Below are 21,464 nucleotides of genomic sequence, written 5' to 3'. Positions count from 1 at the left end.
ACTTTTTTGTTATTCAATCGTCATATTTAGAGGCTAAAATGAACGAATGTCGAAACCCTCTTTTCAAAAGATCATCTTTTCGGGTACGATGAAGGTAAGGGAGAGTGAAACATGGCACGTCTAGAAACATATAAGAAAAAACCGGTTGTATCAAAGGGATGGACCATCACAGGGCTCATTGCATCAATACTTGTGATTATCTCTAGTATTCTATTATTCTTCTATCCTTTTGCTTCAAGCGAAAAAACAAGCTACTTCACGGGAGAAAATCCTGTTCTATTTCAAGGGAAACAACAAGGAAATGCGATTATAGAAGGCGAAAGCGTCTATGTATCGTTAGACTTTTTGAAGGAGAATATTGATGATAGTATCGCGTTTGATGAAAAATCAAACTCAATCATCATTACTACCTCTAATAAAGTGGTACAAATGCCTACAGAGTCCTTAACCTATTTTATAAATGAGAAGCCGGTTGAACTCCAATTTGCTCCATTAGTAGATGAACAAGGCCAATTATATGTAGCGCTTGACCCAGTCATTCAGTTTTATCCTGTTACGTACCGTGTACTTGAAAACTCAAATGCCGTATGGATTGAAAAGGATGGAGATACTCTTCAAAATGCTGTGGTTACGAATGAGGATGTTCACGAGGAAAAACTTCGACTGCGTACAGACGCAACCTTACAATCTCCTTATGTTGCAGATGTATCAAACGGGGAAAAGATTTGGATTGAAGATGAGAAGGAAGAATTCTATTTTGTTAGAAAAATAGACGGAGTTGCTGGATTTATATCTAAGGACTTAATTGAAACACAGGATAAGGTAACCATCAATGTAGAATATGAAAAGGAAGCTGTAAATACTCCAACCTTTGAAGGACCGATCAACCTTACTTGGGAAGCAGTGTATACGAAAAACCCAGATACTACTATGATTCCTGTAATGAACGGAGTAAACGTTGTTTCACCAACCTGGTTCGAACTAAAGGACGAAACGGGAACCATCGGGAACCTTGCTTCTCTGGAGTACTCGAAATGGGCAAAGGCACAGGGCTATCAAGTCTGGGGACTATTCTCCAACGCGTTTGATCCTGACCTAACTCACGCAGCCTTTAAGGATTACGAGACGAGACAGAAGATGATTCGAGAGCTCCTACATTACAGTCAGTTATACGAGCTGAACGGAATCAATATTGATATTGAAAATGTAAGAGAAGAAGACGGGCCACTTGTGACACAATTTGTCCGAGAGGCAACACCCTACTTACATGAAGCAGGCTTAATTGTTTCCATGGACATTACATTTATGGCAGAAGGTAATTGGTCTGCTTTCTATGAACGTGATAAGCTTGCAGAAATTGTCGACTATCTTGCGATTATGGCCTACGATGAGCATTGGGGTTCCTCGCCAAAAGCCGGGAGCGTAGCAAGCCTTCCATGGGTTGAAACCAACCTTCAAAAGCTCTTGGAAATCGTTCCAAATGAAAAGCTGATTTTAGGTATTCCGCTTTACACAAGACTATGGGAAATCAAAGACAGCGGTGAAGTTTCCTCCAAATCCAAAAGCATGGCGCAAATCAAAGAATGGTTAACCACAAATAACTTAACTCCTATCTATGATGCAGCTAGCGGACAAAATTATGCCGAGCTTTATGTTCCCGATCAGGCGACTACCTATAAGGTATGGCTTGAAGATGAACAGTCTCTTACCGCAAGAACGATTTTAGCGGTAAAGTATGACCTTGCGGGGGTGGCGAGCTGGTCCAGATATTTTGCCGATGAAACAGCATGGACCGCTCTACAAACTTTTAATCAGCAAATAGTGAAAAAGTAATGCGTGGCTAGGAGTTTCTCCTAGCCTTTTATCATTCAATTGGCTATGATTAAAGAATGTAAGGGCATACTAAACAAAAATTAAGAGGAGTGAGTTTGATGCCAATCGAGTATCCGAGCCGTGAAGAATTGGGGCAAATCTTAAAAAAGGCAAAGCGAATCGCTGTTGTTGGAATAAGCAATAATCCAGAACGTACCTCTTACATGGTTTCTGAAGCTATGAAAAATGCTGGATATGAAATTATTCCAGTTAACCCTACCGTAGATGAAGTGTTTGGTATTAAAGCCGTAGCGAAGTTGACTGATATTGAAGGCCATGTAGACATAGTGAATGTGTTTAGACGATCGGAATTCCTGCCAGAAGTGGCAAAAGAGTTCGATCAAATCGATGCGGATGTATTTTGGGCACAACTAGGATTAGAAAATGAAGAAGCGTTCGAATTTTTAAAAAGCAAAGGCTACACGGTCGTTATGAATCGATGCATTAAAGTAGAACATGCTTTGACAAAATAATTTTTTCTCCTTCACTCTAGTCATTAAGATTAGAGTGTTTTTCTTTTTATTATAGGCTTTATAAACATTTCTGTAATCGAAGAATATTCGTCTAAAATACTTTTGTTTTTAAAATATCCATTTGCCAAATCAAAAGAAATATATACAATAAAGCATAGGTGTCTTAAAAAATGTGATAAAATACGAGATGAGAACATTCGTTCTGTAGTCTTCGTTTCATAATATTTAAAGGATAATTTACTTGTAAGAACGAATAGGTATAAAGACGTTCAGGTCCATTACATAGATAGAGACATGTGGCTGGCACGGAAGGAAAGGGGTATTATACGTGGCAAAAAATCAAGGAACGTTTGAATACAACGATGATGCCATTCAAGTACTAGAGGGGTTAGATGCGGTTCGTAAACGCCCAGGAATGTACATTGGTAGTACAGATTCACGAGGGCTTCACCATTTGGTGTATGAAATAGTAGATAATTCTGTTGATGAAGCATTAGCAGGTCATGGAGACCATATAACCGTAAAAATTCACAAAGATAATTCCATAAGTGTGCAGGACAAAGGGCGTGGTATGCCAACGGGTATGCACAAAATGGGAAAACCCACTCCTGAGGTCATCTTAACTGTCCTTCACGCAGGGGGAAAATTCGGTCAAGGTGGGTATAAAACAAGTGGTGGGTTACACGGTGTAGGTGCATCGGTTGTAAATGCATTGAGCGAGTGGCTCGTGGTAAAGATTAAGCGAGATGGCTTTGTCTACGAGCAGCGTTTTGAAAACGGTGGAAAACCTGTGACTACTTTAGAGAAAGTAGGAAAAACGAATCAAACCGGTACGACGATTCACTTTAAGCCGGATACGTCCATTTTTTCAACGACCACCTACAATTATGAAACATTGTGTGAACGCTTGAGAGAATCTGCCTTTCTTTTAAAAGGCATGAAAATAGAAATTATTGATGACCGTAATGACTTCCACGAGATTTTCCATTACGAAAATGGAATTGAGGCGTTTGTTCAATATTTGAACGAGGAAAAGGACGTCTTACACCCAGTTATCAGCTTCGAAGGGACGAGCGGTGGAATTGAAGTGGATTACGCTTTCCAATTCAATGATGGATATTCGGAAAATGTTCTATCCTTCGTCAATAATGTTCGTACAAAAGACGGTGGAACACATGAGGCTGGTGCTAAAACAGCCATGACTCGTGTATTTAACGAATACGCTCGTAAAATCGGCCTGTTAAAAGAAAAGGATAAAAACCTGGATGGAGCGGATATACGAGAAGGATTTGCAGCCATTATTTCCGTGCGTGTTCCAGAAGAACTTCTTCAATTTGAAGGACAAACAAAAGGAAAGCTAGGAACGAGCGAAGCACGTTCTGCTGTAGACTCGGTTGTTTCTGAGTATTTGTCTTACTTTTTAGAAGAAAACCCGGAGACCAGTACGTTATTGATACGTAAAGCAATAAAAGCGTATCAAGCTCGTGAAGCCGCTCGGAAAGCTAGAGAAGAAGCACGAAGCGGGAAGAAAAGGAAACGCTCTGAGGCTGTTTTGTCAGGGAAGTTAACGCCGGCCCAATCTAGAAATCCTCAGAAAAATGAGCTTTACTTAGTTGAGGGTGACTCTGCCGGAGGATCTGCTAAACAAGGTCGTGACCGTCGATTCCAAGCGATCCTTCCACTTCGAGGAAAAGTTATTAATACAGAAAAAGCAAAATTACAGGATATCTTTAAGAATGAAGAGATTAATACGATCATCCATGCTATCGGTGGTGGAATTGGAGCAGATTTTAATATTGACGATATCAACTACGATAAAGTTGTTATTATGACCGATGCCGATACCGACGGTGCTCATATTCAAGTTCTTCTCCTTACATTCTTTTACCGTTACATGAAACCTCTTCTTGAAGCTGGAAGAATATTCATCGCCCTTCCACCGCTTTATAAAGTGAGTAAAGGAACAGGTAAGAAAGAAATTATTGAGTATGCATGGAGCGACGACGATTTACAATCAGCCATTAAAAAGGTTGGTAAGGGTTATATGATTCAACGGTACAAGGGACTAGGTGAGATGAACGCTGACCAGCTTTGGGATACAACGATGAATCCTGATACAAGAACATTAATTCGTGTGCGCATTGATGATGCTGCTCGAGCAGAACGTCGTGTGACTACATTAATGGGCGATAAGGTTGAGCCTCGCCGAAAGTGGATTGAAACACATGTAGCCTTCGGTTTAGAGGAAGACGGAAGTATTTTAGAAAATGAAAATATTTCTGTTGCTGAGGAGGTTACTGAACAGTGAGTTTGACAGAAAAATTTCGCGATTTACCACTTGAAGAGGTCATTGGTGATCGCTTCGGAAGATATAGTAAATATATTATTCAAGACCGTGCCTTGCCTGATGCAAGGGACGGTTTAAAACCAGTACAAAGACGAATTCTCTATGCGATGCATGTTGAAGGAAATACAAACGATAAAGGGTTTCGTAAATCGGCTAAAACAGTCGGTAACGTTATCGGTAACTATCACCCACACGGAGATTCCTCTGTGTACGATGCCATGGTACGTATGAGTCAAGACTGGAAGCTACGTAATCTTCTTGTTGAAATGCATGGAAACAACGGTAGCATCGATGGAGATCCACCAGCTGCGATGCGTTATACAGAGGCCCGTTTAAGTGCAATTTCGTCGGAATTATTGCGTGATATTGACAAAAGAACGGTCGATTTCATACCAAACTTCGATGATACAGCCAATGAACCGACCGTACTTCCAGCGATGTTTCCTAACCTTCTCGTTAATGGTTCTACAGGAATTTCTGCTGGATATGCCACAGAAATCCCTCCGCATCATTTGAATGAGATCATCGATGGTGTCTTCATGAGGATGGATCAGCCGAATTGTACCGTTGATGATTTAATGACTGTGATAAAAGGACCTGACTTTCCAACTGGTGGAATCATTCAAGGGGTAGACGGAATCAAAAAGGCTTACGAAACGGGTAAAGGAAAAATCATTGTTCGCGGAAAAGCAGAAATTGAAACGGTTCGTGGCGGTAAGCAGCAAATTGTTATTACAGAAATTCCTTTTGAAGTAAACAAAGCAAACCTTGTGAAAAAGATGGATGAATTCCGTTTAGACCGTAAAATAGAAGGTATGTCTGAGGTTCGTGACGAAACGGATCGTACAGGACTTCGTATCGTGATTGAATTGAAAAAAGAAGCGGATGCTGAAGGTGTACTAATGTATTTATACAAGAACACAGACCTTCAAATTGCCTACAACTTTAACATGGTTGCTATCCATCATCGTCGTCCGATGCTTATGGGCCTTACACAGCTTCTCGATGCGTATATTGAGCACCAAAAGGAAGTCGTCACTCGTCGCTCTCAATTTGATTTACAAAAGGCGAAAGACCGCCAACATATCGTAGCAGGATTAATGAAAGCTTTATCCATCTTAGATGAAGTTATCCAAACCATTCGTGGATCAAAAGATAAGCGTGATGCAAAAGACAACTTGATTATGAAATTTGGTTTTACCGAAGCACAATCCGAAGCAATCGTTTCTTTACAGCTTTATCGCTTAACAAACACAGATATTACCGCTCTTCAAAATGAAGCAGATGAACTTGCTAAGAAAATTGAGGAACTAACTGCTATTTTAGAAAGTGAAAGCAAGCTTCTTTCTGTGATTAAAAAAGAGTTAAAGGATGTTCGAAAACGCTTTGCCGATCAACGTCGTACCATAATTGAAGCGGAGATTGAGGAAATTAAGATCAATCTTGAGGTTATGGTAGCAAGCGAAGATGTGATTGTCACTGTAACGAAGGAAGGCTATATTAAGCGTACTAGCCCAAGGTCGTATGCTGCATCGAATGGTCAGGATTTCGGGATGAAAGATTCCGACCAATTACTCGCACAGCTTGATATGAACACAACCGATGTGGTTCTGTTATTTACGAATAAAGGGAATTACTTGTACTGTCCAGTGCATGAACTTCCTGATATTCGTTGGAAGGACCTCGGTCAACATATTGCAAATCTTGTTCCAATTGACCGTAACGAAACGATTATAAGGGTACTTCCTGTTAAAGACTTTGAGAAGGAAGCATTCTTGTTATTCATTACGAAAAATGGAATGGTTAAGAAAACCGAACTGAAGGCATATAAAGCTCAAAGATATTCAAAGCCACTCGTCGCGATTAATGTAAAGGATGACGACGAAGTACTTGATGTTCATGAAACGGATGGTACGAAGGAGTTGCTATTAACGACTCATTTAGGGTACGGTTTACGTTTTGCTGAAGACGAAGTCAGTATCGTTGGCGCTAGAGCTGCAGGTGTGAAAGGAATGAACCTAAAGGATGGCGATTATTTAACAGCTGGTAAAATTGTCGATGATCCCCGTTCTCAAAGTCTTGTGATTGTGACTCAGCGCGGTGCCATCAAAAAGATGAAGTTAGATGAATTTGAAATTACTTCACGTGCCAAGCGCGGCGTGGTCATGCTAAGAGAATTAAAGGCGAACCCACACCGAGTGATCGGTGCAGTTATCGTTAGCGAAGAAGACCAAATCTTTGTGAGTACAGAAAAAGGTCATGTCGAAGAAGTTCGTGCTTCTGATCTAAGACATAATGACCGTTACTCAAACGGATCCTTTATTATTGATGAAACCGATGCTGGCAAAGCAAAAACTGTATGGTCGGTTGCTCAAAAAGAAGTTAACGAAGCTACAAAAGACTAAAAAAGCTCATCATAAACGTGTAAAAGGCCAAATCCCTACGATTTGGTCTTTTACTTTTTAACAAAAGGGCAGAAAGGTGAATAAGCGGTAGTGATTGAATATATATAAATATGATTTAAGTAATCTTGAGGAGGAGATAATCGAATGAAAACGGCTTTAGTATTTGGGGGAACTAGATTTTTCGGAGTTAATTTAGTTCAAGAGTTGCTTAACAAAGGGGTAAAAGTTACTGTGGCAACAAGACAAAACAGTGAGGTTCCATTTGAGAACAGAGTTGAAACACTCAAAGTTGACCGATTTGATTTAGATTCTGTGAAGGAAGCTGTTAGTGGGAGAAATTGGGATGTTGTATTTGATCAGATTTGCTTTAACGCTAGAGATGCGAGAATTGCCATTCAAGCACTTACTGACAAAATTCATACATACATTTTCACTTCCACGATGTCCGTTTATCATTATGCTGAAAATGTGGTAGAAGCAGACTTTGATCCATATTCATATCCAATTTCTGATACACCACCAGACAAAGTTACCTATCAAGAAGGAAAACGACAGGCGGAGGCGGTATTCTTCCAAGAGGCAGATTTTCCTGTGATTGCTGTTAGAATTCCCATTGTTCTCGGAGAGCATGATTACACGGAACGTTTACTTCTACATATTAATCGAACAAAGGAAGGGTCTATGATCGGATTTCCGAACTTACAAGCCAAAATGGGATTCATTCATCAAAAGGAAGCAGGGAACTTTCTTGTCTGGGTAAGTGAGCAAAATTTCAATGGCCCCATCAATGCCTGTGCAAACGAGGAGATATCAATGGCAGAATTGATGATACTTATAGAAGGCGAGGTTGGCAAGAAGGCCATTCTGCCAAGTACTTTTGACTCGACTGAACACTCACCATATGGTATTGAAAACAACTGGAATATGAGCAACGCTAAGGCAAGCGAGCTTGGGTTTCGTTTTAGTAATCTATCAGATTGGTTACCCTCACTTATTAAACATTTAGCAAACTAATTTTTTGTTATATTTGTTTTTTCTACATCTTTTTTCCACTTATGGGCAAAATAAAATAATGATATTGCTCAGGGAGGAATTATAAATGAAGAAAGAGCTATTGTTTGCTTTTGCTGCCTTCTTTTTTATGTCACTGTCCGCGATCACAGGCGTATATGCAGTAGAGGAAGCTAACATGCTTGAAAGTGTCATCGTAAAAGAACAAATGGATGTTACCGGAGATGGAAAACTTGATACGATATATGTGAAGGGGGAGCCCTTTGAGGAAGGAGCAATCTTCTTACGTTCTATAACATTGGAAATCCTTTCGGCAACTGGAAAAGACCATAAAATCAATCTTGAAGGTGGATACGAACCACGAATAGACTTCAAAGATCTGAACAATGATGGCGTAAAAGACCTATTCCTAGCGGTTAACACGGGTGGAAGTGGCGGATTATCTAATCATTATTTATATACAGTTAAGGATGATCAGTTAACCGATTTAACCGTACCTGCACCACTGGTTATTCAGACTTCTTTTCTAAATGGATATAAAGCCAATATGACTATAGAAAATACGAATGAGTCGTATCAGTTTGACTTAAGAAATAGAGCAAAAGATTACGAGCGGCTTGGATTATATCATAATGGCAAACTAAATGAACCTGCAGAGCTCATGGTCCTTCCGTTTGGAACGCTAAAACCTGTTAAAGTGACTGGGAATCAATTGGGCTTAAAAGGTTCCCAACGAATTAGCGGTGCCTATAATGCCGATTCGATTGCGTATGTGGAGTCATCTTGGTTGTATGAAAACGCACAATGGAAGCTCCTTGATACGAATGTTATGGAATTACGTAGGAATACAACGAAGAAGAAAAAATAGGCTGTTGTCACATTTAACATTCAATCACATAAAATACAGTAGGAAATACTACTTCTTCATCCAGGGGAGTGAGGCTTACATGAGTAAGTTTGATCCGGCTATGTTAAATGTGACATACTTTCCACCAGCAACACCCTTTAAACCTGTAGATGAGAGAAAATATACCTTAACGCATTCAGACGTAACAGGTGAGTTATTTTTAACAATTGGATATTGCTACGATTATGATGCGGTAAATAGCAAATTTCGAGATGAAGTGTTAGCAGAGTGGAAACCAGTTATGGGTCAATACACATTATTAGGGAAAGTGTATGTTACGAACGGAGAATTCGACGAAAATTATGCGTTGATTCGCTTTCATATTTTCCAAAAAGAGCTACCATTAGCACTCACAGCAATGGTATATGGTGACCAAAAATTCTATCAAAATTATCCATGGTTATTAGACTCACCGATATATATACAATTCGAGTCTTCCTACCCACAATATAACCAGTACATGTACTTCGGCACTCCTAGATATTACTTAACAACCGCCCTTAAACAGCGAGTTGTATAGCCTCAAACCTGACATTCCGTTAGGTTTTTTTGTTTTGGGAAGGACTTCTCACCAGTTAATCGAATATATAAGGGAAAGTTTATTGATGGGTGGGATAATGATGGATAAGAACGAGTTAATGCAAACACTTGAGAAGATCAGCATTGAGATTCGGTTAAGTGGTTTGCAAGTGGACTGGATGCTAGTAGGTTCTGCAGGTTCTGTACTTCAAGGCTGTGAATTGGAAGCAAATGATATCGACATATATACAAAAACTGAGAGTGGGGTAGAGCTATTCGCCAAAATCTTTGAAAAGTATGCCCACCAGGTAAAATGCAACCAATCTATAGATGATTTACATTGGAAATCATCTATAGAGGTGCCTACGTTTACGCAAACGTTTCCGTGGGGCTTTTCTTGGAAAAAAGGGAAATGGAAGATAAATGGTTGTGAGGTAGAGGCTGTTCATATCATGAACTCGGCTGGAATACCCGATTCAAAGGATGGAGAAGGAATTTGGGAAGGTGGGCAATATATATGGGAACTGGCAAAACCGATAACGTTAAATGATTTTACGTTTCAAACCGTACCATTAGAAGTTCAGTTAGAATCCAACTTACGCAGAGAACGTACCGATCGTGTAGCAGCTATCATACAGGCTCTAAATCGGAATGGCACAAATCAAACATTTTTACAGCAAGCGTTATCAACCAAGCACTATGAACAAGTTAAAAATCAATTGGAATTATAAGTTGTGTATGATGCGCTTAGTCATTTTTGACTGAGCGTGTATTCAAAAGATAAGTTTTATATAATAATATTATGTAAACTTAATTAATAATATTAAGATCTGGATAGATCGAATATAGATCGTTAGTATTTTGCTTAGAGTTATAAAACACTTAGTAGACGCTAAATAACTAAATCAAATTATTATCTAGATTACTAACAATTTGATTTACTGTAGCGCAGATTAACATTATAACAGTAGTCTCAGATTAAAAATTCAAATTCCGTCTCACTATTTTAAGTATACTTAGTTATTGAGACCCCTTCCGTCTCTCTTCATAGAACTGTGTATAATAGATATTATGTAAACTAGAAAATATAAAATTTATTTAAACAATCTCTTCCCCTTTTATACCGTGAAGTAATCCTCCTACATAATATCGATTGCTCTTGCAGATAGACTTCTGGTTGTTCCTTTAGGACCCATAGGTGCTGCAACAAACAACGCCTTGTTATCTTTACCAACATTGTACCTACATTACTGCCACACTTTCAAACTTCTCTAAAATAGGTATTCCATTACAATTATTAAGTAACACACTTGAAAATTATTATATTTCTAATTGTTATTTAAACAAATTGAATCAATTTCATAATTGACTATTTTAAAGAAACACAGACTAACAGAATATTTGTTACTTGAAAATTTCTTAGTTTTATACCTGTTGATTATGGATGTTGATTTCCGCTACAGGCGGACGCTTTCCGCGGGCGGTCCGTGAGCCTCCTCGTCACTTCGCTCCTGCGGGGTCTCACCTGGCCACGCTTTTCCCGCAGGAGTCGCCGCCTTCCGCTCCAATCAACAGGTTTGGAAATCAAGAGTGGCTCGCACAGCCTATATTTCAGGCAGCTAGTTGGTGACTTATCGTGGCATTTATTCGATCTACAGCTAATTTAGAAGCATTATAAACTAGGGTCACTAGGTCAAAATGAACTTTGGCACGTTTTCCAGTACGATAACGAACATGGTTTAGTTGAAAATACTGCTTGAGATAAGCATTTACACGTTCCACGGCAGTACGGCGTTTAAATATTTCTTTCCATACCTTCGATCCGCGAGCTGGTGCAGTATACTTTCTTAAATCAGTGGTGATTTTCACTTTGTATACTTTTTGGCAAAGACCATCGTTAGCTAAAGGGCAGTCTTTGCATTCCTTTGGCCGAGTATACTTTAGTGTTTCATATTTCGAATCGAAACTATCATAACGGTACGAATGTTCACGGACACAAGTAGGAGCGAAATATTTATCAAAGCCAATAGGTTCAGGCTCATTTCTTTTATTATAGGCAATAACAGACTGATGTCCCATTAGATGAATCTGAGTATATATAGGTTCGTAATCGTATCCAGCATCCATTGTTTCATAGCGTAAGGTTGGTAGGGACACACGTTCTTGAATCCCTTTTAATAAAGGAATAGCTGCTTTACCATCATTCAGATTACCAGATGAAAAAACGGATTGAAGAATGTATTGACTTGTAGTCCCTACAGCTAAATGTGCTTTATAGCCGTACCAAAACACATTTTTCCCTTCACTGTTCTTCTTCACACCCCATTGTGGGTCTTGGGGGATTTCAGTGCGAAGATCGGATAAGGGAACGTCCAATTGATCCTCAATTTTCTTTTCAAATAGAGGAAGATTGGTCTCAAGTTCTGTTTTCTCAATCAACCATTGTTCACGTTCTTCCTTTGATTTTCGACCACGCTTTTTAGGTTCGGATGTGGGCTTTTCCTCCTTCGGAGGTGCCTGATCTTTTGCTTCAAAGTGTGTAGCGTCAATCGCAACGGTATCATCCGAAATAAACCCTTCTGTGATCGCTTGATGGAGAAGCGTTTCCTGAACTTTTTCCAAGACATTGGATTCACTGATGAGAGTAATCATCCTTGAATAAGCTGATTCTGATGGTACTGTATCGGAAACTAAAAAACCACAGTCCAGTCGAAAAATCATATCATTTTTTAATCGCTTTACTAAATCTTTAACGAATGGAATCCGTTCTGTCAGTCTAGCAACTAAGGAATAAATCATAGCGGCATAGTTGAGTTCAACAGGTCTACCAAAACGAGACTTCTTCGTGACTAAAGCGAAGATTGGCTCGATGTCAATAGCTGAAAAAATTGCATCAAAGCGTTGGGTAGGTTCTAAGTTATATAATTCTTGTAGTCCAAATAGGCTTCCTTGTCGTATAATAGTCATAGGGAGTCTTCCTCCAGTCTTTGAGTTTGTTTGGTCACTTACTCTTTTCGACATTTTGGGGAGGTACTCCTTTTTTTAGTTCTTAGAAGCCTTGAGCCCGTAGGGCTCATAATTATGAAATTAATTCAATTAATTGGATAATTGGAAAAAGTCCAGTTGTCCCACTAGCCGAATGTTCTAATTAATAAAGTTATAGCTTTATTTAAATTTTAAAAAATGTATAGACAAATAACACCCTTTGAAATGCAAAAGCGGACGCCTTGTTCTTCAAAGGGTGTTTCTTAAGTTATATATGTTAGTTAAGATAACCTTTAAATTATGAAGGTTGACGCTATTAAATCATCTTCCTACGCCTTACCCACTGAGTCGCAGCCCACTTGTCCCCTTTTATTACTGGAGCACCTCCGTGAAACGTCAATTCATTTAACGTTTGTTCTTCATAAAAATACTCAAAATACACAGCCATTCCTTTTTGAGGGTTAATTTTCAAATTCAGTTTAGGGAAATATGTTTCCCCTCCCTCTTCTACATCATTTAAATACATGACAAGAGTGCTTATCCTTGGATTTGACACCTGTTTATTTTGGGATGAAAAAAAATCAAAATGTGCCTTATACTCTTGCCCTACTTGATAGTTAAGAATGTGTAGGCCATCTCCGTGTTCATAAGGGATATTCATAATTTGTGATGCTCTCTTTTCAATTCTTGTAACAAGTTCGCTTTCTCCTTCTTTAAAAAACATCCCACTACTTGTTCTTATAGAATCAACTTCACGAGTAGCACCGATTTTTGAACGTTCCACCCTGTCTTTTGATAAAGAAATTAATGCATTACATTCTTCCTCACTTAGCACATCTCCTAGGACAACTATCAACGGTTCTTCTAATTTAGCAATAATCTTAATCTCTTTGTCTTCAGTTTTAATCCTGTTTCCTTTGTGGTTAAAAATTGTTTGCTCTTTAATTTTCAACTCGCATCATCCTTAATTACAGAGTTAATTGTTTCGTAATAACTAGATATGAACTTGGGTTGAAATTTTTTACAAGAAGTCCCAAAAAGGCCACCTACCTCATGTCAATACTTATATAGAAAAATCTCTAAAAGTACTCCAAGTTTCAATTTAGACATACCCATTAATTAACTATACAGGATTGATCGGTTTATGACAAAAAATTAAGATTATTCAAAAATTCCCGTTCGAGATACACATAATATAAGTGGTTATAAGGCGAGAGGACTTAAATTTGTTACTAATAATGACTTTATATATATCTTCCTTATACTTATATTCATGTTTAACAATGTTTAAAAACTTAACACAAAAAGACAACCATTTAATTTAAAGGTTGTCTTTTTGTGTATATCCCCGCATCTTCTTCGAATCGGGTCAAATTTAATTTTAAGTGTAACGAAGAAAAGGTAACATCCTAATTATTTATTAGTAATGAAACCATCATCTCCTCGAAAATGACCACCATTTTCTACAAGGTAAAATGATGCATCCAAACTAATTAGTCAATTATTAAAATAAGTTTACCATTTCCTATACCTTTTATTAATTGTTCAAAACCCTGCGACACTTGTTGGAGAGGCAAAGTTCTCCCAATGATCGGACGAAGTGCACCACTTGTTAGCATGCCAATTACACCATGGATACTTTGATCATATTCATCTTTTGGTGCATTCCAAAGAGCTGTTGCTAAAATATCACATTCCTTTTGCATTGCAAGACGTGGATTTATTTCTATTGAACCACGGTTTCCTACAATTACAATTTTACCAAATGGTGCAATAAGCTTTAAATCTGTTTCTAAATTCTTATTAGCTAAAAACTCAATAATTACATCTGGTCCATTGCCATTCAGTAAGGCTCTCGCATCTTCAATCGTATCTTCTGTTACATGATCAATGACAAAATCTGCACCAGCTTGCTGAACCATTTTTTTACCCTCTGGTTTGCTTGCTGTTCCAATCACTTTAGCACCATGAGATTTCGCCATTTGCACAATCTGTAATCCAACCCCACCACTGGCTCCATGAATAAACACGGTTTGACCAGGCTTCAGATATGCACGTTGAAACAGTGCACGATATGCGGTTAAAGCAGGTACCCCTAATGCCGCACCTTGTTCAAAAGATACATGTTCAGGTAATGGATGAACCAAGGTTGCATCACATACTACTTTTTGTGCAAATGTTCCTGTACTTTTTCTTCGTATTAAGGACGCAATAAATACACGATCACCTATACGAACATTTGTGACTCCTTCTCCAATTGCCTCTACAATCCCTGCACCATCTAATCCTGGGGTATAAGGCAAATGAGGGACACTAAATGCATATGTACCTGTTAATGTGTATGTATCACTTGGATTGACGCCAGCTGCATATAAACGGACACATACCTCTCCCTTTCCTGCTACTACATCCTCAACGTCTTTAAATACTAATTTATCTAGTCCACCAAATTGTGTAACTTGAATTGCTTTCATGTTCTGAACCTCCTTATTAATTATTATAAACTACGAAGTGAAATATACAGTAATCCGCTCACTTGCAAGCCTATGATCCTCGTATACTACCACATAATTATTAGGTGGTTTAAATAAGGTACGATAATCGATATTTTCAGAACTATGAAGACCAGCGGAAATAGTAAAAGCTAGATCAATTTCGTCGTTTTTGAGTTTTTTATTCAATATGTGAAAATAAAGACATTTGTACACTTATTTTCAGAACGTAATCGATATTAAATAACAAATAATGTTAACTAATTATATTTGGATACTCCTTACTTTAATAAAAAATTTTTAGTTTATTGATTGCAATCTCTAGATTCTCATCTTTTATATGGGGTATATATAAGCAAGCTTTTAACAATGCAAACCTCCTACTAACCAAGGCCGTTGTTGATAAGGACCAATGGGAATTTGGATGAGAGCCGTATCCCCCCCAGTATCCAACCTATACAGGTGATCACATAATTTTACATCATATCCGAGGAGTGGGTGTCCTCCTAATCCTAACGCTGATGCAACGATCAGTAATCGTTGCACGAGCATACCTGCCTCCATCTGCTGGATACGATATCCTCTATATCCGAATGCATCTTTATCGTAATCCTTCTGTCCTCTCACATGAAAGCAGAGTGGGACTTGGAGCAAATTGACATTATCCATTGACATCCCGGATTGGAGCAGGAGTCGGTGATCCCCGGGTTGGATTGGTCTTAGTGCATGGGCATGACGTTCATAGTGATAGGCACCATTAGGGATCCCTTCCACATTATAGATACAAACACTTAGAGTGACGCGTGGCTCATGGTTATGATGCACAGCTTCCAAATCATTTCGATACGAAAAGGAGTTTCGTCGTCTCCTGTAAGAGATAAGCTACTAACTGTTGACTGACTTTTCCCAACACGAAATCCAGGCTAGGTGAAAATCGATTTTGACAGGCAGTTGCCAAATCATAGGACATCCACTCTGTTTCTGGCAGAGCTACCCGTTGACCTTCCGCTTTCACCTTTCGCTTTTCCTTGACTAAGTCAAACGAAGAAGGAGAATGTTGCATGGCTGCTTGATTTAATTTGGTTAACATGGGAAATTCTTTTACCTTCTTTGAGCGGACATAGTGATCAGGCTGAATCGCTTGTAATTCCCGGATCAGCTCTTCTGAGGATACCATTCTTTCCCGTTCACTCCCATTTACTGACCAAATGGTCGGTTCTACCGATAACGGTATGGCAGCATAAACGCTTTCCTCTTTTTCCGATAAACCTAGCAAATGATTTACGGCCCGATCAAGATATTGAAAGTACACCCCCGATTCCCAACTAAACTGTTTAGATACTTCCAATAGCTGCCCCATCAATACACCCGCATCCAACCCCTGCAGCCGGTAGGCAAAGTTATTATATTTGAAAAAATTTTTCCAAAACATCGTCGACACAAAAACCGTACCAAAACAAGAAGATACGTCACAGCGATGACCAAGAGCCCGGGCTATATATGAATCGAAATTGCCTTCTCGCAGCAAGATCAAGCGGTGGTGTGCCACATCGTAATGGTACACCCCGGTTGGCAAATCATCAATTTTCAGATATACGTATAATTCGTTTGGATAAAGCCCTCCACCCGAAGGAGCAAATCTTCTGAACGATTGCATCATGTTTGTGTGGTTCTCTCCAGAACTCGATGAAAAAACAGAATGACTAAATTGAGTCAGCCCGTAGACATACCAAAGAAAATGACTGATTTCATGAAGATCGGGTTTTTTGGGAGGTTTAGAACCTTCGAGTGTCAACGGTACATTTAAAGATAATGGTACGACAGGCAAACCGCGGTATAGTTTATAGGCAAGTGGTCCATCCTCCCAATCCACTTCCCAATTCGGGATACTTGCCTTTTCAATATCGAAATGTAAATTATGCAGAAACTCATCACAATTCATAACAATCGCCTCCTAGTGACTGCTTATGGAAACGGATGAGGATGGGGATTAAGCTGTTCGATCGTCAGCGGTTCCATTGTATATCCCAATTCCATCGGGACCCTTAACACCCTCTCGAGCCCGGTTATTCGTGTAAGATGCTGTCCGAATGTCATCGGAAGCATTCCTGGAATCAGCACCTTCACACAATATAGGTTGTTTCGAAGCGTTTCCGGTGTCGACTGATCCACCACAATAACATCGAGGTTTAAACGTCGAAATTCTTGGAGAAGTTCCAGTAAATCATCGGTAAGATCTAAATGCGTACGTCTAGAACCATATTCCTCATTAAAGGTTCTTAATGGGCGATTGTCCTCTAGCAAAAACTTTAGGCGCTCTTCGGCCTCCGGTAATCCATACAACATCCCATGATCATCCATCTGTCTTACCAAGCTTGAGTCATGTAACATACGCACATACTCCGACTTGTTCTTCTCCAATTTCTCATCCAATGACAGCATCATCCCAGCTAACTCGTGAACGGCAGTTTTTATAGCCCGTATTGGGTCCAAATGAGCTCCCGCTGCACAAATCAGATTCAAACCTGTTTGCTTTCTATTTTTCGCGATGGCTAAAATACTTGGGATTCCGTTCTCCATGGTCGAGTTATATAAATGTAAATCATATCCGCCAACCGTTTGCATCCGGTCAATCATTAACAGAAGCTCTTGATCTGCCGTGGAGTATGGATCAAGACGCGGCAAAGGAAGCTTGGCGTACCAAGTCATTAAAAACGAATCACGCTCCACCACTTCCAAAATACCATAGAAAATAGCTTCTTCTAAACTACCTCCTAACGCACATCCGTTGGAAGTCTCGTAAACGAACCCTCGCGATCCGCAGCCCAAACTGTAATAGGCCAGTAACTCGGGGACCAAGATCGGACGCTCCAGCAAAAATGAATATCCCCATACCCAATTGATGGGGCGATCGGGATCAAATTCTTCAAATGGGAAACCAGGTCTTTGGTACTGTTCTTTTTCGTGCACACCTACTTCAATCGGATGCAGTGCTTGATTTTTCAACATGTTATAACTATCATGGACCACAGTCCGTTTACCACGGGGCTGAAGTCCACAGTACCGCTCCAATCCTTCCAATATCGCCGTTAACTCACTTACCGCGAAGGAGTTAGTCCGGCCCGCTGTTCCCTCATCTCCCTCGAACAAAGGCAGATTAACACTTACATCCGCAAATGTATGAACAAGGTTTACATGTTTTTCATTTAAGAGCCCTGTACGTGGATCTAGGTAGTCTTTCGCTAAAACTGTACTCAGACTATCTAACGAACGGGTGCGGAATTGATCACGATTAAATTTAGGAGTATTTTTCAATGAAATACCTGCCATTTCGGGTGAATCGTCTGGTATTGAACTACAAACGGTACACAAAGGGTCAGGCAGGAACTTATGCCAAGAACTATTCAAGGTTTTCAGATGGAGAAAACAGACCTTTCCTTCATAGGAAGCCTCTTCTCCTTGTATGATTCTTTTTACTTCAGCTTCGATTAAGTGAGCCAACTGTTGGAGTCCAGTACGTGATGCCCAAGCTTCCTGGTGCACTCCCCCATTTGACTCTAACCGCCTTTGCATCTCCCTCATGTCTCTACGGTCGTGTCCTGTCAAAAGTCGTCTTGTCTCCACACATTGAGTGCAGCCCGGGGTACCAGGCGGAACCAGAGGACCTATGATTCCCTCTCCAAACGAAACAAAACCTCGCAGCCATGAAGTGTTGGTACGACGAAACACCCGTTCTGCTTGTTGAAAAACAGAGGGATTCCAGACATCCTGCAACACCAATGCCAAATCGATGGTGGCTGGTAGGATGCTCTCGAAATTAGATTGACGAACCACTAGGTATTGAGAGGACATCTCTTCACATATGAGGTCTGACAATATCCCTTCTCCGACCACTAACACAACAGCACTCACTTGAATCCCTCCTCTTGAACCAATACCCCAAATACCCCTGCCAATTCCTGTTTCAGAAAAGGTTCTACATCAAGTTCATACACTTGAAGCTGCTTTCTATTCTGTTTCAGGACTTCAATCGCTTCCTGTAGGTCCTCGGACTGAATGCTGTCTTCACACGCAGGAATTTCTATTCTTTGCGGTTCTTTTTCATCCAAAGATAATGAGGTGAATTCCAATGATCGCGGTGTTACCGATTCTTCACGGTTTTGAGCTTTTGCAATAGCCTGCTGCAGCGCGTTTCTTAGTGCCAAGGTTCTATTCATATTTACACTGCCATACCATCCGTCTCTTGTACCAACCCACACAACCGGAAATCCCCACACATTCTCCCCTAAGGCAATGTTCGGTGCACCTTGCATAGTCGTTAGGGACTGCAAATAAAAACAGCAGCGTTGATCCTCTACCTTCCTTAACTTCACTATAGATACGGAATAGCTCGGCTCACGGCTTTGTCTGAGTAACTCTTCTTCCAAACATTTTTGCAGCCCCCGGCAAACCCCTTCCGCTAACATAACACCAGCAGCTACTTTTACTTGTGGAGGCAGTTCTAGGATGTCGGCCATTCTTGAGACATACATTTCTATTCCGGTCAGCCCTGCTTCTATTCGTGCTTCCTGATGTGTCAGTGCTGAACATACCCTCTCCTGCAATAGGTCAGCAGGTCCCTCCGCTAATGGATTGGCTGCCTGAACGGAGCACTGCGATAAGGGTAACTGCTTTAAATCTCCTTCCTCCCATTTGTGAAAAATCCCTGATACTTTGGATGTCAGCTGATTAAAGTGAAGAACTCGGATCACGTTCCTCTGTTCTCTGTTTCAGCCTTACATCGATATCCTCTACTAATCTAACAGACGGATGTCCAGTAACTAGTGGATGAGGAATGAACGGATGCCAGTTCCCTTCAAGTGTTTCTAAATCTAGGAGAAAGAATCGTTCTTTCTGTTCCTTTTCAGACACCCCTGTAACATGCTTATACAACTCAAATACGATCACATTGGCAAGCATGGATCCTGCTGTCGGAGAATAGGCGGAAAAAGGCTGGTCATTGATGAGAGCTGATTGGTGAAGTCGGTTCCATGCAGACTCCCAACACCCCTCTGAATTTGGAAGCACCAACGGTCCTGCTAACCCGACCTGTTCTAAACAAATAGCAGGGAGAAACACCTTCTTCTCATCCCTGCTCACCTTATGTAGAAGTCGTAGTTCCTCTACATCAGCCTTTTCTGAAACATACAAAATGTAATCAAATGGCTTCATCACTTCCTGCCAATTTCTTTCCTTGTTTTGGGTAAGCTCCCCTATCTCCACTTCATCGTCTGTTTTACGGGTACGATCCACAAGCTCGTTCAATCGTCGTCTATTGGTCTGATCAGTATCCGTTATCAGGATATTGAACTTGGGATGTCCGGAAGTAAGTAACGAAGAAATCAACGAAATAAAAAATGACCCTGATCCTATAGCCAACACTTTCGACTGTCGATAGCATTGAAAACGGAACGCTCCTGAATCTATTAAGTTATCGACAAATTCGATTTGAGAAGCATGTGTTTTTATTACCTGTTCTGTCAATTGATGCGGACGGTCTTGGCTTACATCGCGAGCAAATCCGTTGCTTACCAGCGTTTCTGCAATTTCAAACACTCTGTCCCGGTATGGACCCGCTAATCCGGTTGTCAAATACTCCAAAGTGTGCTGGCCATTAAACATCGGAATTAACTTTTCAACCCACTTATCGATCATACTGCCTTCCATACGGAAGGAGCTTACATTGTTCCGAAAAAACACACCGCTGTTTGGGTATGGGAGAAAAAACGTGTCCCTTTTTACTTTCAGACGCGCAGAAGGGGTTAAATTTGTCACTTTCGTTCCTCCTTAGGTCCTCGTCATTAATTATCATCACTATTATCGTATGTACTGCAATTTGTCCCTTATGTTAATACTTAAAGAGAAGAGCCCCTGCACAATTGCAAGGGCTCTTCTCTTTAAGCAAACGGGGTTACCAATTAGTAAACGAAAACTATCTTCCTCCGCAGCGATGTCCTCCACCACAACGGTGTCCGCCTCCTCCGCAATTATGACCGCCGCATCGATGCCCACCGCAATTAAAACAGTTAAAGCAACTGAAGCAATTAAAACAACTGAAACAATTAAAGCAATTAAAACAGCTGCTAAAGCAACTAGAACAACGGCCAAAACCACCCACACCTATGATTATACGGTCCTGATTTCCATAGAGTTGGTTTGGATCGTACGTCACTGGTTGGGAAGCTTGGAAATCACCGAGATTTAACGATTGAAGTTCATTTTGAAATTCGTACACTTATTTAACCTCCTAAATAATTTATCCAAGGGCAGATTTAATTTGGAAAAAACGGTGTTTGTCAAGATAGTTGTCGCATTTAACTTGTTTACTAGTGTAAGAACGTAAGGGTAACTACCGCGCTTTGCTTGGTGGCCTTCTCATCAAAGAACAGAATTCATTCTGTTCTTTGATGAGAA

General features: G+C 40.1%; 13 protein-coding genes and 2 pseudogenes. 8 read left to right on the top strand and 7 right to left on the bottom strand.

Annotated elements, in window-relative coordinates; translation table 11 throughout:
- Nucleotides 1-111: 111 nt before the first annotated feature.
- The 8 genes from ACFFHF_RS23020 (at nucleotide 112) to ACFFHF_RS22985 (ending at nucleotide 10,265) form a co-directional block, all read left to right on the top strand.
- Nucleotides 112-1,833, top strand: a complete 1,722-nt coding sequence (locus ACFFHF_RS23020; RefSeq protein ID WP_160548826.1) for a glycosyl hydrolase family 18 protein — start codon at nucleotides 112-114, stop codon at nucleotides 1,831-1,833.
- Between the two features lie 98 nt (nucleotides 1,834-1,931).
- Nucleotides 1,932-2,345 (top strand): CoA-binding protein, encoded by a 414-nt coding sequence (locus tag ACFFHF_RS23015; protein WP_160548827.1) that lies wholly within the window; start codon nucleotides 1,932-1,934, stop codon nucleotides 2,343-2,345.
- A 328-nt stretch (nucleotides 2,346-2,673) separates the two neighbouring features.
- Complete coding sequence (parE, locus tag ACFFHF_RS23010) at nucleotides 2,674-4,653, top strand: DNA topoisomerase IV subunit B (RefSeq protein ID WP_377059160.1); 1,980 nt, start codon at nucleotides 2,674-2,676, stop codon at nucleotides 4,651-4,653.
- Complete coding sequence (gene parC, locus ACFFHF_RS23005; protein WP_377059159.1) at nucleotides 4,650-7,097, top strand: DNA topoisomerase IV subunit A; 2,448 nt, start codon at nucleotides 4,650-4,652, stop codon at nucleotides 7,095-7,097. Before parE ends, parC begins: the two co-directional genes overlap by 4 nt.
- Nucleotides 7,098-7,241: 144 nt before the next feature.
- Nucleotides 7,242-8,111, top strand: coding sequence for an NAD-dependent epimerase/dehydratase family protein (locus ACFFHF_RS23000; RefSeq protein ID WP_160548828.1), 870 nt, complete (start codon nucleotides 7,242-7,244; stop codon nucleotides 8,109-8,111).
- Nucleotides 8,112-8,196: 85 nt separating this feature from the next.
- On the top strand, nucleotides 8,197-8,976 hold the full coding sequence (locus ACFFHF_RS22995; protein ID WP_160548829.1) for a YybI family spore inner coat protein: 780 nt from the start codon (nucleotides 8,197-8,199) through the stop codon (nucleotides 8,974-8,976).
- 79 nt (nucleotides 8,977-9,055) lie between these two features.
- The gene (locus ACFFHF_RS22990) at nucleotides 9,056-9,535 is read left to right on the top strand and encodes a staygreen family protein (RefSeq protein WP_160548830.1); all 480 of its coding nucleotides are present in this window, start codon (nucleotides 9,056-9,058) and stop codon (nucleotides 9,533-9,535) included.
- Nucleotides 9,536-9,632: 97 nt separating this feature from the next.
- On the top strand, nucleotides 9,633-10,265 hold the full coding sequence (locus tag ACFFHF_RS22985; RefSeq protein ID WP_160548831.1) for a nucleotidyltransferase family protein: 633 nt from the start codon (nucleotides 9,633-9,635) through the stop codon (nucleotides 10,263-10,265).
- 880 nt (nucleotides 10,266-11,145) lie between these two features.
- Here ACFFHF_RS22985 and ACFFHF_RS22980 read toward each other — a convergent pair.
- The 7 genes and pseudogenes from ACFFHF_RS22980 to ACFFHF_RS22950 form a co-directional block, all read right to left on the bottom strand.
- The gene (locus ACFFHF_RS22980; protein ID WP_377059158.1) at nucleotides 11,146-12,501 is read right to left on the bottom strand and encodes an IS1182 family transposase; all 1,356 of its coding nucleotides are present in this window, start codon (nucleotides 12,499-12,501) and stop codon (nucleotides 11,146-11,148) included.
- Nucleotides 12,502-12,835: 334 nt separating this feature from the next.
- Entirely contained in the window at nucleotides 12,836-13,471 is a 636-nt protein-coding gene (locus ACFFHF_RS22975) for a 2OG-Fe(II) oxygenase (RefSeq protein WP_377059157.1), read from the bottom strand.
- A gap of 541 nt (nucleotides 13,472-14,012) precedes the next feature.
- Nucleotides 14,013-14,993 carry an NADPH:quinone reductase gene (locus ACFFHF_RS22970; protein WP_377059156.1) on the bottom strand — a complete coding sequence of 327 codons (981 nt, stop codon included), beginning with the start codon at nucleotides 14,991-14,993 and terminating at the stop codon, nucleotides 14,013-14,015.
- Nucleotides 14,994-15,374: 381 nt separating this feature from the next.
- Nucleotides 15,375-16,953: pseudogene (locus tag ACFFHF_RS22965) on the bottom strand (SagB family peptide dehydrogenase).
- A 23-nt stretch (nucleotides 16,954-16,976) separates the two neighbouring features.
- Nucleotides 16,977-18,923 (bottom strand): TOMM precursor leader peptide-binding protein, encoded by a 1,947-nt coding sequence (locus tag ACFFHF_RS22960; protein WP_377059155.1) that lies wholly within the window; start codon nucleotides 18,921-18,923, stop codon nucleotides 16,977-16,979.
- Nucleotides 18,920-20,825: pseudogene (locus ACFFHF_RS22955) on the bottom strand (putative thiazole-containing bacteriocin maturation protein). The gene ACFFHF_RS22960 and the pseudogene ACFFHF_RS22955 overlap by 4 nt, the downstream one beginning before the upstream one ends.
- Nucleotides 20,826-20,982: 157 nt before the next feature.
- Entirely contained in the window at nucleotides 20,983-21,222 is a 240-nt protein-coding gene (locus tag ACFFHF_RS22950; protein WP_377059203.1) for a hypothetical protein, read from the bottom strand.
- Nucleotides 21,223-21,464 lie beyond the last annotated feature (242 nt).

Origin of the sequence: Robertmurraya beringensis (assembly GCF_042433785.1) — a bacterium.
GTDB lineage: Bacteria > Bacillota > Bacilli > Bacillales > Cytobacillaceae > Robertmurraya_A > Robertmurraya_A beringensis.
This window is presented reverse-complemented; position numbering and strand designations above follow the sequence as displayed.